Here is an 18,478-nt window from a genome sequence, read left to right as displayed (position 1 = left end):
TAAGTATAATCACGAATTCGGATTATGCGACTCCGTTCTTTTGTACATCGCCCGAAACCACTTCGGGAATCGGCTGAGCAGCCGCCCACCCAGTACCAACGCACATCCCGCCGGCACGCCGGCGGCCCGAATCATCACGTATCCCTCTTCCAAACCGGACGCATCCGCCATGTGACCCGCATCGAGGAGTCGAGAGAGTTCTTCCTCGGACAGATCCAGAACGTTCCTATGCACCAGGTGACCGGCCAACTGAAGAATGGCGCCCGTGGGTTTCAAATAATCGCCGACACGCCTTAGGATCGGAAGCCCCGGCACATGGACTTTCAGATCGAACGCCTGTTCGAGATGAGCACTCCGTCGGATCATGAAGTAGGTAGGACCTCTCCGCCCGATAAGATACGGTTGAAACCATTCGGGCGGAATGCCAAAGCGTTTCTCGAAGAAACCGCTCGCCTCAGCATGTGTTTCCCGGTTTAACCACGGAGGCAATGAAGAAACCTCCGGTTCGGATTTGGTGGGGATAGATCCGGATGCATTTCGCAAGCTCGTTTCCATAGATGACATTTCCGTATCCGGTGATGCCCGGACTGTGAGGCAAAGGCTGATCTATGCGTTCAACGATAGCGTCTCTCACCGTCAGGAGGTGCGCCACAACGCCCTCATTTTCCTCCGGGTTGAAGGTGCAGGTGCTATAAACCAACCGTCCGCCCGGCTTCAGAACGTCGAATCCACGGACGAGCAGTCGCTTTTGAAGTTCGGGAAGATGTTTCCCGGCCCCATCGGTATGATCGAGAAAGGCGCCCGGTCGGATACGAACATTTCCTTCTCCGGAACACGGAGCGTCCACGAGAACCCGATCGAACGCGACTCGTTTGGGGAATTCCTCGCCGTTGTAGGTGCATACGACCGTATTGGCCACGCCCAACCGGATCAGCGTATTGAGCAGAGGGCGCAAACGCGAAGTTCTCTTCTCGTTGGCCAGAATCGATCCCGAATTCCGCATCTCCTGAGCCAGGAGACTCGTCTTGCTTCCCGGCGAGGCACAGAGGTCCAGTATGCTTTCGTTCTCTTCAGGGGCCAGGACCCATACGGGCACATGGGAAGACAAGGACTGGATGTGGTACCATCCGGACAGGAATTCCAGGGTGGATCCGGGGGTTTCGCTTGCGGGGTATTCGAAGAGGTAGGGACGAATTCCTAAAGGCCGCAGGATGACCCCTTTACGATCGAGGCGATCCACAAGAGCATCCGGAGAGCACTTGAGCGCATTTACCCGAATCACCGGTTTTGGTTCAAGCTCCAGGACCTTCAGAAAGTGATCGAAATCCGGGATGAAGTCGCGATATCTCTCAAACGTCAACGGGTCAAAGATCCTCTCTTTCCGGCCGACGCTCGGAAAACCGTACTCGACAAAACGGGTTGCTGAGGTGCGTTATCGGATACCACGGCCGTCCGTCATTAACGATGGGCGTTTGGCATCCCCCGCGCTGAGAAAATTCAGGCGTTTTGGTGGAGCCGTTCACGGATGGGGTACTTCCCCGTTCACGGGGAGATCGATGGATACCCCTGTTCAACCGGGTTCCCTCAGGGGAATGTTTCAATCATATACACATAAACGGGACCGGCGATCATTTATTCCGAGTCGTCATCCTCATAGGACTCTTCGTCCGCGTCATTCTCGTCCGCGTCTTCTTCGACAAAAACGTCCTCGTCGGACTCGCCTCGGTCCACCTCTTCATCGTGGTCAGGCGGACGAAGTCCCGCACTTCTCGCGCCGGAAGACTTTTGTCTGGGCCGTGATGGAATTTCGGGCTCCTTAAACAGATGATCAATGAGGACGCCTTTGTCCACTAGCCAGGCTTTCGATATCTTCTTGGCCTCGGCCCCTACCTGGCAAAGGATAAAAGAACCACCATCCTGCAACACTTCGATGGCGCCCCATACAGGATGATCGATGGTCGGATTGGTCATGATGGAAAGCTGCCCCCTTACTATGTCGGTTATCGAATCCGATCTGTTTCGAGATTGGACTATACTCCTATATCATCAACTCGATTGCGGAGCAAGCGATCATTGGAAGAGAACATGCGATGGTATTTCAAGAGATAGGCGTCCTGTTTCACACTCGGGGTCATCGCTGATTTTCCCGCGATGGAAGCTTCAAACGCTTCACCCTTCGCCGGAAGGAAATCGGCCGTATGGATCCACGCCCATCGCCCGTTGACATTGGACTCCCTCTCTGCCCTTCCGGTCGGTTTCAATGGACCAACCAACCTTCCATTTCGAAGACAGTGGCTTTAAACCACATCAGGCCCGTCCGCGGGATTAAGAGAAAAAGGCGGCCCTCCGACGGGACCCGGTCACAGCTCGGCCCGATAGTTGCATACCCATGTAACGGGGACGGGAAGTTGCGCCGAACATCTCTTTCCGACGGCGGTTCAAGGCCATCCCCGAAAGACACGTTCGGGGATTCGGGACGTGGATCGGCAAAATATTCCACACAGAAAGGCCTGTTGCACTCACCATACAGTTTGTGTATAGTCGCGAAGATGCGAGTACGGGGAGAAAACATCGATGAACAAACCGGCCATGCATTCTTTGAACGGGTTGAATGAACCGCTCTCAAAAACGCCCCACACACACGAGACCGATGGTCTGGTAGACCCCGGAATTTCCAAATTCCTTCTGCCTACCAAGCAGTTTCGTGAGCTGTTCATCCTCGCATGCCTGAACGAGAATCCTTCCATGAGTCAGCATATCCTGGCCGAACGGGTCCATCTGAGCAGCACCATGGTGAATAACTACATCCGGCGGCTGGCGGACGAGGGTCTGATTCGAGTGGAAGGACACACCAACCGGAGTATGCGGTATAGTCTTACGCCGAAAGGGTACAATCGGTTGTCAAAGCTTTTCATCGATTACTCCGTGGACATCGTCCGCCTCTACATCGCGACAAAACACGAATTGGTCCATAAACTCATGAGCTTGCCACGAGAAGGAGTTCGAAGGGTGGTATTGTTCGGCGCCGGCGAAACGTGCGAAATCGTGTTCGCCGCACTGAAGGAAATGCCGGTCCAGGTGGTCGGTATCGTTGACAACGACCCGGAAAAGCAAGGCAAACGGTTTTTCGGGATCCCGGTGGAGGGACGGGAGGCCGTTCCCGCCATACAGCCGGACTGCGTGCTCATCACGTCCTACGCCAGGCAGGACGAGATTTTCGAGGAGATTCGGCATCTGGAGTCGGAAGGCATCCGGGTGTGCAGGTTGATCGACCTCTAACCGCTGCGTTGACTTCGAGGCGATATGAGAACGATGGTCCTGGGAACTACCTCCATAGGCGGAGGGCAACCTGTCTATGTCATCGCCGAAATCGGCATCAACCACAACGGAGATCCGGATGCGGCGCTTCGGTTGATGCAGGCGGCCGCCGAAGCGGGCGCCAATGCGGTTAAATTCCAGAAACGGAATTTATCCGATCTCTACCGGAGGGACGTTCTGGAATGCACCTGGCGGTTCGAACAACATATTCAGTATATCATCCCCGTTTTGCGGCAGACCGAGCTGGAGGAAGAGACCTTCGTCGGCCTAAAACAGGAAGCGGACCATCTGGGACTGGACTTTTTGTGCACACCGTTTGACGCTGCGAGCGTTCGTTTTCTCGAAAGCCTCGATTTACCGGCTCACAAGATCGCATCGGCGGATCTCACCAACATCCCCCTGTTAGATGCGGTGGCCCGTGTTCGAAAGCCCATGATTGTCTCGACGGGAATGGCTACCGGTCGAGAGGTCGAGGAAGCCGTGGCCGTGCTCGATGCGCACGATATCCCTTTCGCCCTGCTGCACTGCCGCAGCGTATATCCGGTACACCCCAGGGAGGCGCAGCTGAAGCGAATGGTTTCGCTAAGACGTTTCGGGCGTCCGGTGGGCTATTCCAGCCACGACGTCGGAATTACGATCCCTTTAATCGCCGTGGCCTTGGGCGCTTGTATCATAGAAAAACATCTGACCCTGAACCGGAACATGCCCGGTCCCGACCATCGCGCCAGCTTGGAACCTCATGAATTTCGCCGGCTGGTCGAGGAAATCAGGGTAGCCGAGGACGCCATGGGAGAAGAAACGGACCATCTCTCCCAAGGCGAAATTCTGAATCGGGAACTGTTCGGCAAAAGCCTGGTGGCGGCCCGGTTCATTCCGCGGGGGACCCCGATCCGCAAGTCCATGGTGTGTGCGAAGGGGCCCGCCCGGGGCGTACCGCCCCATCGGCTCCACCAAATCGTGGGACTCCGGGCGACGCGTGATTACGAACCGGACGATTACTTCACGGAGAGCGATGACGCGGACCACGGCCCGCGGTCCACGGAAAACGGGTTTGAAAGCCTGTGGGGTCTGATCGCCCGGTTCAGTGACGCGGGGGAATTCATCCGATTGAATCCTAAAACGCTTGAAATTCGCCTGACGGAGAATGATCTCGAGACAGCGGAGATTTCCGAACGGGTTTTTCCGCAGCATCTCGTCGTCCACGCACCGGAGTACATGGGCGATCAATTGGTTGACCTGTGCGCCGAGGATGAAGCCACCCGCGGCCGGTCCGTCGAGCAGGTGCGCAAGGCCATTGTCCTGGCCCGGAAATGGAGCCCACGATTCAAAGGATCGCCCAAACTGGTGGTGCATCCGGGAGCCATGAGCCTCAAGGAAGATTCGGTCCCGCAGCGGCTCCGGGAAAACCTCCTCAGGTCATGGGAAGAGCTTCGCAGCGATGGGGTGGAGCTGTTGATGGAGAACCTCCCTCCTTTTCCCTGGTACTTCGGAGGCCAATGGAGGGGACACTACTTCATGGGACCGGAGGACATCGTCGACTTTTGTCGCCGGACCGACTCGGGCTTCTGTTTCGATCTGTCCCACGCTTCACTCTACTGCAACGCCGGAGGCGTCGATCTCTGCGAGTTCATCGAGGCCGTTCGGGAGCACATTCGTCACATCCATTTCGCGGACGCACGCGGACTGGACGGCGAAGGGATTCAGATCGGGGATGGGGACATCGATTTCAATGCCGTGATGCCCCTTTTTTCAGACTACAGAGACACCTGGGTGCCGGAGATATGGCTGGGGCACCTGCACGGAGGACGTGGATTCATCGAAGCCCTGACCCGTCTGTCCGGCTACGATCTCTAAACGGGAACGGCTCTGAATTCGTTCGCCGACACAGGCGCAGGAACCGTAAATCGGGTGAACGGTAAGCATCCCGGTGATCGGAAAAACGTTGATTGCTCGCATGGGAGGCGTCTCTTTTGAACATCCTCATGATCACCGCCAATGACCCCGCAGGCATGGGAATCGCCTTTACCAACGCCATAAACCGGTACACCTCCCACCGGTGCCGCCTGGTTTCCACGGCGGAAAAATACGGTTTCGAGTACGAGACGGACCTACATCTGCCCGACATCCACGACGACGATTACGGGGAACTCGAACAACTGATGATCGAGGCCGATGTTTTCCATTTTCATATGCTCAGCGACGAGAACGCCCATCTGGGCCCATTGGTGGTTCGGGATTACATTCGCGGGAAACGCATCCTGCACCATCATCACGGCCACCCCGACTACATTCTGAATGCCGATGCATTCAATGAAAAATACCGGCGTCTGGGCAGGAAGGTGATCGTAGCCACGCCGGATCTGCTCAAAGTGGCGGAAAACGCCGTATGGGTTCCTAATCTGGCGCCTCTGAACGACGCGGCCCTGTTGCCGAGGTTCGAAAACAGCTTGCCTCAGGACGAAATCCGGGTCTGCCAGGCGCCTACGCGAAAGTATCACAAGAACACCCGTTAGTTTGTGGAGGCGATGTCGCGCGTGAAGGACCGGAATCCCCGAGTATCCCTCCTGGTGATCGAACGGATGCCGCATCGTCGTTGTCTGCGGCTGAAACGCAGCTGCCATGTGGTGTTCGACCATATGCGCGGTTGGTTCGGAATTTCGTCCCTGGAATCGCTCAGTCAGGGGAAGCCCGTCATCGCCGGCCTGGACCAATGGAATGTGGAACAGATCCGTCGCTTTACCGGCAGGCAGAGCCTTCCCTGGGTCCCGGCGGGAAATCCCGGGGAACTCGAGCAAAGACTGAACGAACTGGTTAACGATTCCGGGAAGCGGGATGCCATCGGCAGGGAGAGCAGGGCTTTCATGGAGCAGGTCTGGAATGAAGGCCGGGTTCTCGAAGTGCTTACGGGCGCATATGAATCTCTGTAGACGGCGGACATTCGGAATACTTCCGAGGACTGTTCGCGGTAAGGAATAAAGTGGAAGAATGGTCCGGTTCCAGGAGATGGAACCCTTTCAACAGCTACAAACTGCTCGCGCACGTGTATCGCTGGCGGCTGATCGAGCGGGGAAAACCGGCGCCGCAGCCCGTGCTGGTCACGGTGGATCCGATCAACGCCTGCAACCTTGCTTGCCCGTGGTGCAACGCCGGGTACATTTTGGACCGCAGGAATCGCGCCATGAACAGGAGTGCCCTCCTAGAGCTGGCGGAGGGTCTCTCACGATGGCGGGGAAGTCCCGAGTGGCCGCGGGGAGTCGAATCCGTGTGCATTGCCGGAGGCGGGGAACCCCTCCTGCACCCTTATATCGGGGATTTCATCGAGGCTTGCACAAGCAGGAACATCGAGGTGGGCGTTGTGACCAACGGCACCCGGATCCACGAGCATGTGGAAGCGCTCTCTCTATGCACATGGGTGGGTGTGTCGGTTGACGCGGGTTCCGAAGATCTCTATCTGCAACTCAAGGGAAAAGACCGATTCGGCCGGGTGACCGAAAACATTCGTCTGCTCAACGAGGCCGTCAAACAGAATGGATGTCGCCTGGGAACGGAACGGCCGGGATACGGCGTGACTTACAAATATCTCTTGTGGAACGGGAATGCCCGGGACATTTTGCCTGCCGTTCGTAAAGCCAAAGAACTCGGTTGCCGGAATTTTCATCTCAGGCCCGGCGGGATACCCTGGGACCGGCTGCCCGGAAACAGGGGGAGGTTGTTCGGCCCCGAGGTGCGAGATGAACTCGCGCGGCAGATCTCCGAGGCGCGGAGTCTCGAGGACGAAACCTTCGGCGTCTATGGAGTCACGCATAAGTTCGATTCCCTGTTGAACCGAGCCAACCGGTTCCACAGGTGCCACGCCGTCTTTATGACGGCCGTGTTCATGCCTCCCGTGGAAGCCGGGCGCGGCGACTTCAACGTGGGGTTGTGCTGCGATCGCCGTGGGGACGGCCGACTCGAATTCAGCGAGGGATTTACGGATTTTGCTCAAGTGGAACGAATCTGGGGATCCGAAGCGCACTGGGCCATATTCGATTCCCTGAACCTGAAGGAATGCCCTAGGTGTACGTATCAGCCCCACAACCAGATCTTCGAGCATGTGATCCAGGGGGATTCCATGACCTACCGGTTTATCTGAAAGCAGGATGCGATGGATGGAGTGGTCTCCCGAAAAAGCAGCGGAACAACCTCTGGTGAGCGTCGTCGTGCCGACGTTCAACCAGGCACAGACCCTGCCCGAGGCGTTGGACAGCGTTCTGTTCCAGGACTACCCGAATATCGAAGTGATTGTCTGCAATCACGGCTCGACGGATGGAACCGACCGGATCATGCGAGACTACCTCCGAGGTATCGAGCAGGACGAGGTCTCGTATCTGGATAGAATGGACGATTCGGACGGCGAGGAGCGCCTGATACGCTCCTGTGGGAAGAGATATCCGGCCGGCCGCAGCGTGGTGGTTTTAGAAAGCGACGAAAACATCGGCGCCACCCGATCCTACAACGAGGGTTTCACGAGGGCCACGGGCGCTTATTGCACATACCTGGTGGCGGACGATGCGTTCCTGCCCACCGCTCTGAGCGAAATGGTGCAAGTCCTCGAAACGGGGGAAGCGGATTTCGTCTATGCGGACATGTTCGTGGTGGATAATGGAGGCCGCATCCTGCAGCGCCTCGAAAAGCCCGAGTACACGTTTCGCACCTGCCTGGCGGACTGGTTCCACTTGGGCGCGTGCAAACTCTATCGGAGGTCGTTGCATGAAAAGGTCGGATACTACGACCCCGGCTACCGGAACGCCAACGACTATGACATGTTCTTCCGCTTCGCTCTGGCCGGATGCCGATTCAAGCATGTGCCCAGGGTGCTGTACCGCGTCCGCAAACACGATCCGGACAATCCCGCGGAACCGGCTGCATGGCGAAACCGCGGTTACGAGAACTTGATGCGGGAGAGCATCCGGTGCGCCCGGAGAGCTAGACGTTTCCTGCGGGAAATCCGGAGAGATGAACATGATTGAGGCGATTTCCGTTGTGGGACTCGGGAAATTGGGTCTCTGCACGGCCGCGTGCCTGGCTCGAGGAGGATACCCGGTCATCGGTGTGGACATCCGGGAATCCTACGTGGCCGAACTCGAGAAAGGCAAGGCCCCCTTTCCCGAGACAGGGCTTTCCGAATTGTTGGACGAGGTCAGGGGAAACCTGTGCTTTTCAACGGATCTCGGGGAAGCGATCCGGGCGAGTCATATGGCCTTTATCGTGGTGCCCACCGCTTCCCTGTCCGACGGCTCTTTCTCGAACGAAGCTGTCCTGACGGTGCTGTCAGGCATGGCGCCGGCTTTAAAAGATCTGAAAACGCGTTTTGTAGTGAACGTGGTCAGCACGGTCATGCCGGGATCCGGCCAGGATCGGTTTATCCCATTGATCGAACGCGAGACCGGCAAGAAGGTGGGGAAGGATCTCGGATACGCCTACAACCCGGAATTCGTCGCCATCGGCAGCGTAATTTCGGATTTCCTGAATCCGGATCTCTTGCTGATCGGCGAATCCGACCCGGAGACCGGGGATGCTCTGCAAGCCGTTTACGATCGGGTGTGCGAGCATCGTCCCTATGCGGCGAGGACGGGCGTGCTCAACGCGGAAATCGCCAAGCTGGCGATCAACTGCTTCTGCACCATGAAGATCAGTTTCGCCAATCAGATAGGCGCCCTGTGTGAAAACCTCCCGCAGGCCGACCCCAGGGCCATCATGACCATTCTGGGGCGCGACAGCCGCATAGGGAGTAAGTACATCCGACCCGGGCTGGGCTTCGGCGGACCGTGCTTTCCGAGAGACAATCAGGCGTTTATCCGCTTCGCGGAACAGGTCCGCGGATATACGGGGCTCCAACGAGCCGTGTTGGAGATCAATGACAGCCAGGTTCAGCGTGTAACCGCGAGAATTCGGGACGCCGCCCGGCGCAACGGGCCTCGAGTCGCTCTGCTGGGTCTGGCGTACAAACCGCACACTCCCCTGGTGGAATGCTCCCAGGCGTTGGATGTAGCCCGAAAACTATCGGCGGACCATCCGGAACTCGAGCTGGCGGTTTACGATCCCATGGCCCGCGCGACGGGAGACTGGAAAGTCTGTGGAAGCCTGGACGAATGCGTCCGGGACGCCGATGTCGTGGCGATTCTCACCCCCTGGCCCGAGTTTCAGGACGAGTCCTGGCGGCGGAACCTGTCCGAAAACACGGTGGTGCTGAGGTTCATGGAGTAAGCATGGAAGTCAAACCCGGAATACGTGACATCACGGTGTACGTGGCGTTCAGGACCTTCAAGGGCGAGTGGATCGAACGGAACGAGACCGTGCTGCAGGGACTGAACTGGCAACAAACCGACGGAATCAAGGTCAAATTCATCTGCTGGCCTTCGGAGGTGGAGACCGCGGAATACGCTTCCAGACACGGGTATGATTGCGTGGTGATTCCGTGGTACCGGCACTACCTGTTTCCGGGACCGCTTCACAGCTTCAAGCTGATGTTCGAAACCGTGCTCATGGACTGCGACACCGAGATCTTTGTGTACATAAACGGCGATATCGTTCTGGGGCCCGGCATCTGCTCCTGGCTGCAGCAGTACATCGAACGGGACACCTTGTACAGCCTGCCCCGTCACAACTGGACGTTTCACAAAGGGCTCGCCACGGTCGAGGATTTCCAGCGGGCCGTTTCCGAGTCCCGGCCCGAGGAATGGACCGCCCTGGATCTCTTCGCCTTGCGCGCCACCGATGGCCGCAAGCACCTGATTCCAACGCCGCCGTTCCTGCTCACCGCGGGTTCCATGGATTCCTGGGTGGTGGTCAAGGCTGGGGACCTCGGGTGGCAGCGGGTCCTGGCGCCTCCCGATCGTTTCCGCATGCTGCATATCGAGCATCCGTACAGCCATCCGCTGAAGCCCGGAGCCTCTCCGGAGAAGACGGCCAAATGGGCCTTCAACTGCGGTGTGTATGCGGCGGCCACGGACCGCATGCCCTTGAGCGTCAGGGCCGATGCGTCGCTCATGTGCTTCGAGGGCAGCGAACGATACAAGTTCAAATACGGATTACCTCAGAAGGAATACCAGGATTTGAAAGAGGTGTACAAAGAGAACACGTCCTCGTGAGCAAGCCGGATATGCTGGGTTGCGCCCGCTGTGCTCGCTGACCCAAACTTGTATCTACGGCTCCCGTGCGGTCAACTCGCTCGGACGTCGACGGTGGATGGGTGGCCCGGACTACTTGTTGTCCGCGCCACCCCCCAGGATACCGCCATAGGACACAATCATAAGCGGATTCCTAAGGGTCTCTCCTGATATCCCGCGAACGGATACACTTCGCCGATATACGCGGCCATGCGCAAGAGTAAGGAGCGGAATCCGTATACTCCCCGGAAATAACCTCGAGCCTTTCCGGACCGGTCTTTTCCTCGGCCTCCCATTCGCTGAAAGAATTCTCGTTTCCTGACAAGTCATCGGCGCGCACGCTGTTTTATCCGTTAACGATTTGGATCAATTCGCGGTTGCCGCGTTTCCAACCGTGTGCTAGTTTCCTGCGTACTCACTTCCTCAGCACCCATGACGGTTCCATTATGCGCCCGACACGGCCGAAGATGTTCAATGTGCGATTCCTAAAGCCGGCTTTCTTCGTTGCCGCATGCTGTTTTCTATTCTTTCCGGCGGCGTGGGCCGCGCCGGTGAAGCCCCTCTCCGACATCAGTTTCGATCTCGGGGAAGGCCCCTGGTTCGTGAAAGGGGACACAGCCGAATACGACCAGGACCAGGGCCTCATCACTGTAACGGGCCATGTCAGGATCTATCAGGAAGACCGGGAACTGACCGCGGACCGGGTCGTTTATTACCAGAAACTTCAACAAGCGGAAGCAGAGGGGAACGTTGTAATCGTGACTCCCGCGGGTATGGCCGGAGGGGAGCATCTCTGGGTCGATCTGGGCCGGCGTGTGGGCAAGATCCGGGCCGGCAAACTTTTCATTCGGGAAGGCCATTACTACCTCACAGGGGAAACCATCGAAAAAACCGACGAAAATCGTTTCCATCTTACTGACAGCTCTCTCACTACCTGCGACGGAGATTGCCCCGCCTGGCGGTTCCGCGGCGGGGAAATCGATTTGACCGTGGACGGTTACGCTACGATCCGGTCCCTGGTCTTCGAAATCAAGGATATACCGGTACTCTATTCGCCTTATTTCATTTTTCCGGCCAAGGTCACCCGTCAGACGGGCTTTCTCATACCCCGGCCGGAGTACTCGAGCAGGAGCGGTGCGGGAATCGACCTTCCTTTTTTCTGGGCAATCTCGGACCAGACGGACGCTACGTTCTACGAGCACTACATGTACGAACGCGGTCTGAAACAAGGTCTCGAGTTCCGCTATCTCGAGACGGACGAGTCCCGGGGAATGGTGCAGTTCGATTATTTGCACGATCAACTGGAAGATGACAACTATTACGACGACCAGTTCTCCCGCACGAATGAAAGCCGATGGTGGTTACGCTCCAAACACGACCAGAATCTGCCCTACGACGTTCAAGTGAAAATGGATCTGGATCTGGCCAGCGACCAGGATTTTCTGAGAGAATTCAATTCTTCTTTCAGCGGATTCCGGGATTCGGACCGGGCCTTTTCAAACGATTTCCATAGAAATCTGGGAGATGACACGGCTTTGCACAGAAAGTCCGTAGCCGCGGCGACGAAAAATTGGACAAACGTCGGCATGAACGGGAGCCTGACTTATTACCAGGATCTGGTGCGCGAGCCGGTGGACGCCACGCCCCAACAGTTGCCTGCCCTTATGCTCTCCGTACCGGATCTGCCCCTGTTCGATTCTTCTCTTTTCGGCGGGCTGGATGCCCGGCACACCTATTTCTGGAGCGAAGACGGAAACAAAGGGCACCGACTGAACGCCGCTCCCGCTGTTTCCCTGCCCTATGAGATACCCGGCGGCATTGTGCTCACCCCGTTCGCCGGTTTCAACGAGACCCTGTATTACGTGGAACGCCTTGAAGCCGACGCGGACGAGGGTGCGGCTTCCCGCTGGGACGCCACTCTGGGAGCCGAGGCCAATACGATTGTTTCGAGGGTGTACCATGCGGACTTCTGGGGGATGAGCCGGATTCGACACGAGGTGAAACCCTTCCTTCGATACGATTACCGAACGGTGGACGAATCCGGTGAGACGCCGCATTTCGATTTGGAGGATGACATCGGTAACTCGAATCGGGTTTCGTACGGCTTCCTCAACGTTTGGACGGCCCGGTTTGACCTGCCCAAAGGATCGAGGACTTACAGGGACATCTGCCGTCTGAAAATCAGCCAGGACTACAATATCACGGAGTCAGACCGGGAGGAACCGGACTTTGAAGAGGACGAAGGAGATCCGTTTTCAGGATTGCATTTCGAGCTGGAACTGTATCCGTTGAGCACCGTCCAACTTCTCTCGGACGCGATATTAGATCCCTATGACAGCGAGTTTCGGACCTTCAACACGTATCTCTTGGCAAAGGATAACAGGGGAGACGCCTTCGGCCTGGATTATCGGTTCACACGTGACCGTATCGAGCAATTGAACGCCTACGTTCGCCTGAAAGTCACGGAATGGTTTTTCCTGATTGGAAGTAACAAGCGGTCCCTCGAGGGAAACAGGACGATTGAAACAGGAGTGGGAGTTCAAATGATGTTCCAGTGCTGGGGGGTCGAGGTTTCGTTTGAAAAACAGGAGAATGAATCGCGATTCCAGATCCTGTTCAATCTGCTCGGTATTGGAAAGGCCGGCCCTGTCAGAGGGGGGCTGGGATAAGCCGATGAACGTATTTTCGAGAAATTTCCCATATCCTCCCGATTTCGAAAAAGAGCTGCGGTTCTTTCAATAGAGACGCATCGGTCCATCTGCTCACGGCGCGGGGCTGCGTTGACATTGCCCGTCCCGTCTGATATTTTTTCGGCAACCAAACATACTGATTGTAAATGAAAAACCTGCATCACAAGGGAGATACATCATGGGAAACCAAACGACGAAAAACCTGCAACAAGCGTTTGCCGGCGAGTCACAAGCCAACCGTCGCTATCTGGCGTTCGCCAAGAAGGCTGAAGAAGACGGTCTTCCGGGCATTGCCAGGCTTTTCCGTGCCGTGGCCGAATCGGAGACCTTTCACGCGCACAATCATCTGAAGGTTCTGGGAGGCGTCAAGTCCACCATGGAAAACCTGGAAGATGCGTGGAGAGGGGAGAAGGACGAATACACCGGCATGTACCCCATGTTCATGGATCAGGCCAAACGCGACGGCGACAGCGACGCGCTGGCTTCGTTTTTCTGGGCCAACGAGGCGGAAAAGGCCCACGCGGAACTGTACGATAAGGCCGTTCGGGCCGCCAAAAAGGGAGAGGACGTGGAACTCGGAGACCTCTATTTGTGCCAATATTGCGGTTATACGGTCGAGGGAACCCTACCGGACAAATGCCCGGCGTGCGGCAAGGGAAAGGAAATGTTCAAACGCATGGGCTAGATTCCAATTTTGCTTGAATCTTCCAATGCATATGAATGGACCGGTCCCGGCGCATCCGCGGCGGGACAACATCATCGAACCGAACCGATACGTCGGCTCACATTTTCCTCAATCGAAGGTAAGTGATGGACGGACACCTCGAGAAAGAGTGGGAAGCGTTAAAGAGCATCAAGGAGAGAGACCGGATTGGAGTCTGGGGATTCGGTAACGTTTCCAGGGACGTGGTGCTTTATCTGCTGGAAGAGGGCCTGGGCAAGGAGATCGTGTTTTACGGAAGACCCAAAGGGACCTACAACAACAGGGCCGGCGCCTGGATTGACGACCTCAAGGCCAACACGCTTCGTGGTCCCCGCATCATCGGCACCAATCGCGTGGAAGACATGGCCGGACTCGACGTCATTTTTTTCGGAGTGGGCGTCCCCCGGGGAGAGGGCCAATCGAGAAGGGATCTTCTATCCGTCAACACGGGTGTCATTGCCAAGACGTGCACGCAGGTTCGTGACCTCTACCGGGATTGTCCGCCCGAGGATCTCCCGATCCTGGTGTTCCTGGGAAACCCGGTCACGAGCATGACATGGGTGGCGTACAAGGTCACCGGTTTTCCTAAAAGCCACGTGATGGGCCAGGCGGGAAACCTGGACTCGAGACGCATCTGCCACTCGATTGCCCTCGAACTGGGGCTTTCCGGCAACGATATGCACGGCATTGTATTCGGGGATCACGGCGACTCGATGGTCGTCAGTCCGAACTATTTCTCGGTCGGCGGGGTGCCCTTGCCCGTATTCATTGAATCCCAGGGCATCGATCCCGCAGTCATCCGGGACATCATCGAAGACGCCAAGAAAGGCGGAACGCATTTTGTGAACGAAACGGGACAGAGCGCTTCCGCCGGACCTGCGAAAGCCGCGGGCCGGATGCTCCAGTGTATTATTTCCGGACAGCCCGAGGTGCAACCCGTGGTCGCCATCATCGAGCACGAATACGGGCTCTTGAAGGAAGAGGACAACCTGGACTCCATGAGCTTCGGTGTCCCCGCGCGAATCGGGTCCCACGGAGTCGAAGTCGTGTACGAGTTGCCTGTGGAAGACGTTCGAGAAGCCCTCGAAGCCTCCGCGGGAATTATCAAAGAGGACATCCGGCAGGCGGCCGGGATCTTGAACGAACGAAACAAACCCGCCTGACGCATGTATTCACGGAGTGGTATGGGACGGCGTGAAAACCGCCCCTTTGTTTTCTAAAAATGCCAACGCCCTCCGCGTAATCCCCTCAACACATTTTATTGACAGGAAAAGGTCACTCTGGTATGGTCCTGCACTTTATGCAACCATGGGGAGTGGGTTTCAATCAAAGCGGCTTTTCGAAAGCATGCCGATCCGTCGACGTTTTCGATCCGTAGGTCAAGCGCATGGTTTCCCGGAGCCTTTTTTCGTTCTATTACAAATCGAGAAAAACCCGCCCTTTCGGGTTCAACTTGAACATAGATAACGGTGACAGAGGATTTTCCATCAATAGAAATTTAACGGTGCATTAACAAAGTTCAGCAGAGTCAGGCGATACATGAATGAACACCAACCTTCATTATCATTGACTATAAGCAACAACATTTTTCAAAACCTCGATATGGTGAGGCGATGACATGGATTGGATACCGAGGATTACGATTTTTCACTGCATCAACGCATTAGAAGACATGGAGTTCCTGAACACCGACAACGGTCACCCGTTCGAAATCCGGTCGGTAAAAATGCCCTGTTCAGGGATGACCAAGGAGGTCTACCTCTTAAAGGCTTTCGAAGCCGGAGCGGATGCAGTTGTTGTCCGGATGTGCCCGGAAGGAGAGTGCCGCTTTGTGGAAGGCAACACTCGGGCAAGAAAGCGGATCGAAAGAGTCCGGCGTCTGTTGGATGAGATCGGGATTCAAGGAGACCGTTTGTCCGCGGTCAGCCTCGAATCGGGAAACGAAGCGGAAACCCTTCAGATGATTCTACGGACCGTTGCCGTGGTCCGGGAATTGGGACCCAATCCCGCCGCCGACCCGGCGAGCGTTTCCGGACCCACGTCCATCACCAAGAGTCCGGACCAGGACCAATACGAACTCACGTTTGCGGAGATGAAGGATGATTGTAGGAGAGCAGAAACCGTTTGCGGAAATCAAAAAACTCGTATGGCCGTATGAACGGCTACTCATCCTGGGTTGCGGCACCTGCGTGAAAACCTGTTTCGCAGGCGGAGAAGATGAGGTGGCGGTTTTGGCGTCCGCACTACGTCTTGCGTTCAAAAAGGAAAGAAAACCGATCTCGGTCGAGGAACTCACCATCGAGCGCCAATGCGAGAATGAGTTTATCGGGACGTCCGCGCCATCCGTCGCCCGCAACCAGGCGGTGCTGTCTCTCGCGTGCGGCGCCGGAGTCCAGGCCATAGCCCGCCGGTTTGCCCGCGTTCCCGTACTGCCGGGAGTCAATACCGGTTTCATCGGCGTATTGGAAAAGCAGGGTCTCTTCACGGAAGAATGCTCCGGTTGCGGTAATTGCCGATTGGCCGTGTTCGGCGGCGTCTGTCCCATCACCCGGTGTGCGAAGAAACTGCTGAACGGTCCCTGCGGGGGTTCTCGAAGCGGGAAATGCGAGGTGAACCCGGAAACCGACTGCGCGTGGCAACTCATCATCGATCGGCTGACCGCGCTGGGACAACTCGACAACCTGAAGGCCTACTTTCCTCCTACGGATTGGCGTTCCGGCAGCGCCGGAGGGCCGCGAAAACTGCTCAGGGAGGATCACGTCATATGAGCGCTGAAACCCCGACCCGTCTCCAGCGCGTCCTGGCCGGCGGCAGTTTCGCCGTCACAGCGGAATGCGGTCCGCCCCGTGGTGCGGATGTCGAGGCCATACGGAAGAAGATCGCCGTCTTGAACGGCTACGTGGACGCCGTGAATGTGCCGGATAATCAGACGGCTGTGGTGAGGATGTCCAGCATCGCCGGGTGCGTGCATCTCCTGAATGCGGGTATCGAGCCGGTTATGCAGATGGTTTGCCGGGATCGAAACCGAATCGCACTTCAGTCGGATGTTTTTGGCGCCTATTCCCTGGGCATAAGAAACTTGTTGTGTCTGTCCGGAGATCATCAGTCTTTTGGAAGCCAGCCCGACGCCATGAATGTATTCGACATCGATTCCATGCAATTGATCCGAACCGTCCGGGACATGCGGGAAAACGGCCACGACATGAGCGGAACTCAACTGAAGACGGCGCCGAAGATGTTTATCGGGGCCGCGGCCAACCCGTTTGCCGACCCGTTCGAGTTTCGGGTGCTGCGGCTGGCCAAGAAGATCGAAGCAGGAGCGGACTTCATTCAGACCCAATGCGTATTCAACCTCGAACGCTTCCGGGAATGGATGCAACGGGCCCGCGATCAGGGCTTGACGGAAAAAGTCCACATCCTGGCCGGTGTGACGCCCCTCAAGTCCGTGTCCGCGGCGAAGTATATAGCCGGGAAAGTCCCCGGCATGGACGTCCCCGAGAAAGTGATCCGACGGATGGCGGGCGTACCGGCCAAAGAGGTTCCCGGTGAAGGCATCCGGATGTGCGTCGAGACGATCGCCGAACTCCGCGAAATCGAAGGCGTTCATGGAATCCACATCATGGCCATCGAGTGGGAAGAGAAAGTCGGAGAAATCGTGGAAGGCGCCCGTCTTTACCCGCGCCCTGCGATGGACTAGACGCGAACTTCCTGCTGATATCGCCGATACCGGGGTTTTATTGAATGGCCTTATAGAACCCCTTGGAACCTCGATGTCGGGGTTGCCTTGGCTTCTATCCCTATAGGAAGCTCGCACGTGCACTTGTCCGTTTTGGCCGCAACGCGGCCAAAACGGACTTAAGAGATTTGGGAAGGGAGTTCGAGGGGAACCTTTTTTAAAAGGTTCCCCTCGAAAACGATTGCATGCCGAAGAAATATCACGTTCACACGCAAACGGCTCCGCCTCGTTTCAAGCCGGTGGGCAAGTACGCCACCATTGAATTCCGGGAGGACTGCGCGGGCAGTTGCCGCCACTGCGTCAAGAAGGCCTGCGTATATGACATTTTCGAGGAAAACCGCCTGCACGAACGATCCATGGACGAGCCCGAGTACCTTTATGCGTGCAAAAGCTGTTTTCGCTGCATCCAGCAGTGCACCAGAGGCATCTTCTCGAGAGTGGTCAATCCGGAATACCGCAGACTGGGAGACCGGTATTATAAGCCGGACGTTATCCTGAGGACCTGGTTTCAGGCGCACACGGGTAAAATACCGGTCTCCGGGGCCGGGTATCGGGGTCCCTTCGTAGGAGAAGGTTTCGACAGCCTTTGGACCGACATGTCGGAGATCGTGCGTCCGACTCGGGACGGGATCCACGGCCGCGAGTATATCAGCACCTGTATCGAGCTTTCCCGCAGGCAAACGCAACTGAGGTTCGACCGGGACATGTCTCTGCTTTCCGATGTACCGCCTCTGCTGGAGCTTCCCCTGCCCCTTCTCTTTCAGGAACCCTCCATTGGTTTTCCTGGTGAAAACGTGTTGCTTTCCGCAGTGGAAGCGGCTCACGCCCTGGAAACCATGATGTTCCTGAAAGCGGATGCGATTACGCCCGCGCTCGAGCCCTA

At 56.8% G+C, this 18,478-nt stretch carries 18 protein-coding genes; 15 read left to right on the top strand and 3 right to left on the bottom strand.

The annotated features are described in order from the left end of the window. Nucleotides 1-9 precede the first annotated feature (9 nt). The 3 genes from HY788_10275 to HY788_10265 all read right to left on the bottom strand — a co-directional run bounded on the left by HY788_10275 (nucleotide 10) and on the right by HY788_10265 (nucleotide 1,971). Nucleotides 10-366 carry a hypothetical protein gene (locus HY788_10275; GenBank protein MBI4774549.1) on the bottom strand — a complete coding sequence of 119 codons (357 nt, stop codon included), beginning with the start codon at nucleotides 364-366 and terminating at the stop codon, nucleotides 10-12. An 88-nt stretch (nucleotides 367-454) separates the two neighbouring features. Beyond that, nucleotides 455-1,360 (bottom strand): RsmB/NOP family class I SAM-dependent RNA methyltransferase, encoded by a 906-nt coding sequence (locus tag HY788_10270; GenBank protein ID MBI4774548.1) that lies wholly within the window; start codon nucleotides 1,358-1,360, stop codon nucleotides 455-457. Between the two features lie 272 nt (nucleotides 1,361-1,632). Further along, a complete protein-coding gene (locus HY788_10265) occupies nucleotides 1,633-1,971 on the bottom strand; it encodes a hypothetical protein (protein ID MBI4774547.1) in 339 nt (112 codons plus the stop codon). A 603-nt stretch (nucleotides 1,972-2,574) separates the two neighbouring features. On the opposite strand from HY788_10265, the gene HY788_10260 reads away from it, so the two are divergent. From HY788_10260 to HY788_10190, 15 genes are all read left to right on the top strand, one after another. After that, on the top strand, nucleotides 2,575-3,279 hold the full coding sequence (locus HY788_10260; protein MBI4774546.1) for a winged helix-turn-helix transcriptional regulator: 705 nt from the start codon (nucleotides 2,575-2,577) through the stop codon (nucleotides 3,277-3,279). Between the two features lie 24 nt (nucleotides 3,280-3,303). Then, nucleotides 3,304-5,172, top strand: coding sequence for an N-acetylneuraminate synthase family protein (locus tag HY788_10255; GenBank protein ID MBI4774545.1), 1,869 nt, complete (start codon nucleotides 3,304-3,306; stop codon nucleotides 5,170-5,172). 116 nt (nucleotides 5,173-5,288) lie between these two features. Next, nucleotides 5,289-5,831, top strand: coding sequence for a hypothetical protein (locus HY788_10250; GenBank protein MBI4774544.1), 543 nt, complete (start codon nucleotides 5,289-5,291; stop codon nucleotides 5,829-5,831). Between the two features lie 12 nt (nucleotides 5,832-5,843). Next, the gene (locus HY788_10245; GenBank protein ID MBI4774543.1) at nucleotides 5,844-6,245 is read left to right on the top strand and encodes a glycosyltransferase; all 402 of its coding nucleotides are present in this window, start codon (nucleotides 5,844-5,846) and stop codon (nucleotides 6,243-6,245) included. A 50-nt stretch (nucleotides 6,246-6,295) separates the two neighbouring features. Further along, nucleotides 6,296-7,450: a radical SAM protein gene (locus tag HY788_10240; GenBank protein ID MBI4774542.1), complete on the top strand. Its 1,155-nt coding sequence runs from the start codon at nucleotides 6,296-6,298 to the stop codon at nucleotides 7,448-7,450. A gap of 16 nt (nucleotides 7,451-7,466) precedes the next feature. Continuing rightward, on the top strand, nucleotides 7,467-8,327 hold the full coding sequence (locus tag HY788_10235; GenBank protein ID MBI4774541.1) for a glycosyltransferase: 861 nt from the start codon (nucleotides 7,467-7,469) through the stop codon (nucleotides 8,325-8,327). After that, nucleotides 8,320-9,564: a nucleotide sugar dehydrogenase gene (locus tag HY788_10230; GenBank protein ID MBI4774540.1), complete on the top strand. Its 1,245-nt coding sequence runs from the start codon at nucleotides 8,320-8,322 to the stop codon at nucleotides 9,562-9,564. Before HY788_10235 ends, HY788_10230 begins: the two co-directional genes overlap by 8 nt. 2 nt (nucleotides 9,565-9,566) lie before the next feature. Beyond that, nucleotides 9,567-10,448: a hypothetical protein gene (locus tag HY788_10225; GenBank protein ID MBI4774539.1), complete on the top strand. Its 882-nt coding sequence runs from the start codon at nucleotides 9,567-9,569 to the stop codon at nucleotides 10,446-10,448. A gap of 494 nt (nucleotides 10,449-10,942) precedes the next feature. Beyond that, nucleotides 10,943-13,135, top strand: coding sequence for an LPS-assembly protein LptD (locus tag HY788_10220; protein MBI4774538.1), 2,193 nt, complete (start codon nucleotides 10,943-10,945; stop codon nucleotides 13,133-13,135). A gap of 199 nt (nucleotides 13,136-13,334) precedes the next feature. Then, on the top strand, nucleotides 13,335-13,841 hold the full coding sequence (locus HY788_10215) for a rubrerythrin family protein (GenBank protein ID MBI4774537.1): 507 nt from the start codon (nucleotides 13,335-13,337) through the stop codon (nucleotides 13,839-13,841). A gap of 125 nt (nucleotides 13,842-13,966) precedes the next feature. Beyond that, nucleotides 13,967-15,022 carry a hypothetical protein gene (locus HY788_10210; protein MBI4774536.1) on the top strand — a complete coding sequence of 352 codons (1,056 nt, stop codon included), beginning with the start codon at nucleotides 13,967-13,969 and terminating at the stop codon, nucleotides 15,020-15,022. A 455-nt stretch (nucleotides 15,023-15,477) separates the two neighbouring features. Continuing rightward, nucleotides 15,478-16,017 (top strand): hydrogenase iron-sulfur subunit, encoded by a 540-nt coding sequence (locus HY788_10205; GenBank protein MBI4774535.1) that lies wholly within the window; start codon nucleotides 15,478-15,480, stop codon nucleotides 16,015-16,017. Next, complete coding sequence (locus HY788_10200; protein ID MBI4774534.1) at nucleotides 15,959-16,627, top strand: methylenetetrahydrofolate reductase C-terminal domain-containing protein; 669 nt, start codon at nucleotides 15,959-15,961, stop codon at nucleotides 16,625-16,627. Before HY788_10205 ends, HY788_10200 begins: the two co-directional genes overlap by 59 nt. Further along, complete coding sequence (locus HY788_10195; protein ID MBI4774533.1) at nucleotides 16,624-17,556, top strand: methylenetetrahydrofolate reductase; 933 nt, start codon at nucleotides 16,624-16,626, stop codon at nucleotides 17,554-17,556. Before HY788_10200 ends, HY788_10195 begins: the two co-directional genes overlap by 4 nt. Before the next feature lie 224 nt (nucleotides 17,557-17,780). Further along, the coding region (locus HY788_10190) for a hypothetical protein (GenBank protein ID MBI4774532.1) at nucleotides 17,781-18,478 on the top strand (698 nt) is incomplete at its 3' end.

It is taken from the genome of Deltaproteobacteria bacterium (assembly GCA_016208165.1).
Lineage (GTDB): Bacteria > Desulfobacterota > Desulfarculia > JACQYL01 > JACQYL01 > JACQYL01.
Note: the sequence above shows the minus strand (reverse complement) of the source record. Positions and strands in the feature narration are given on the sequence as shown.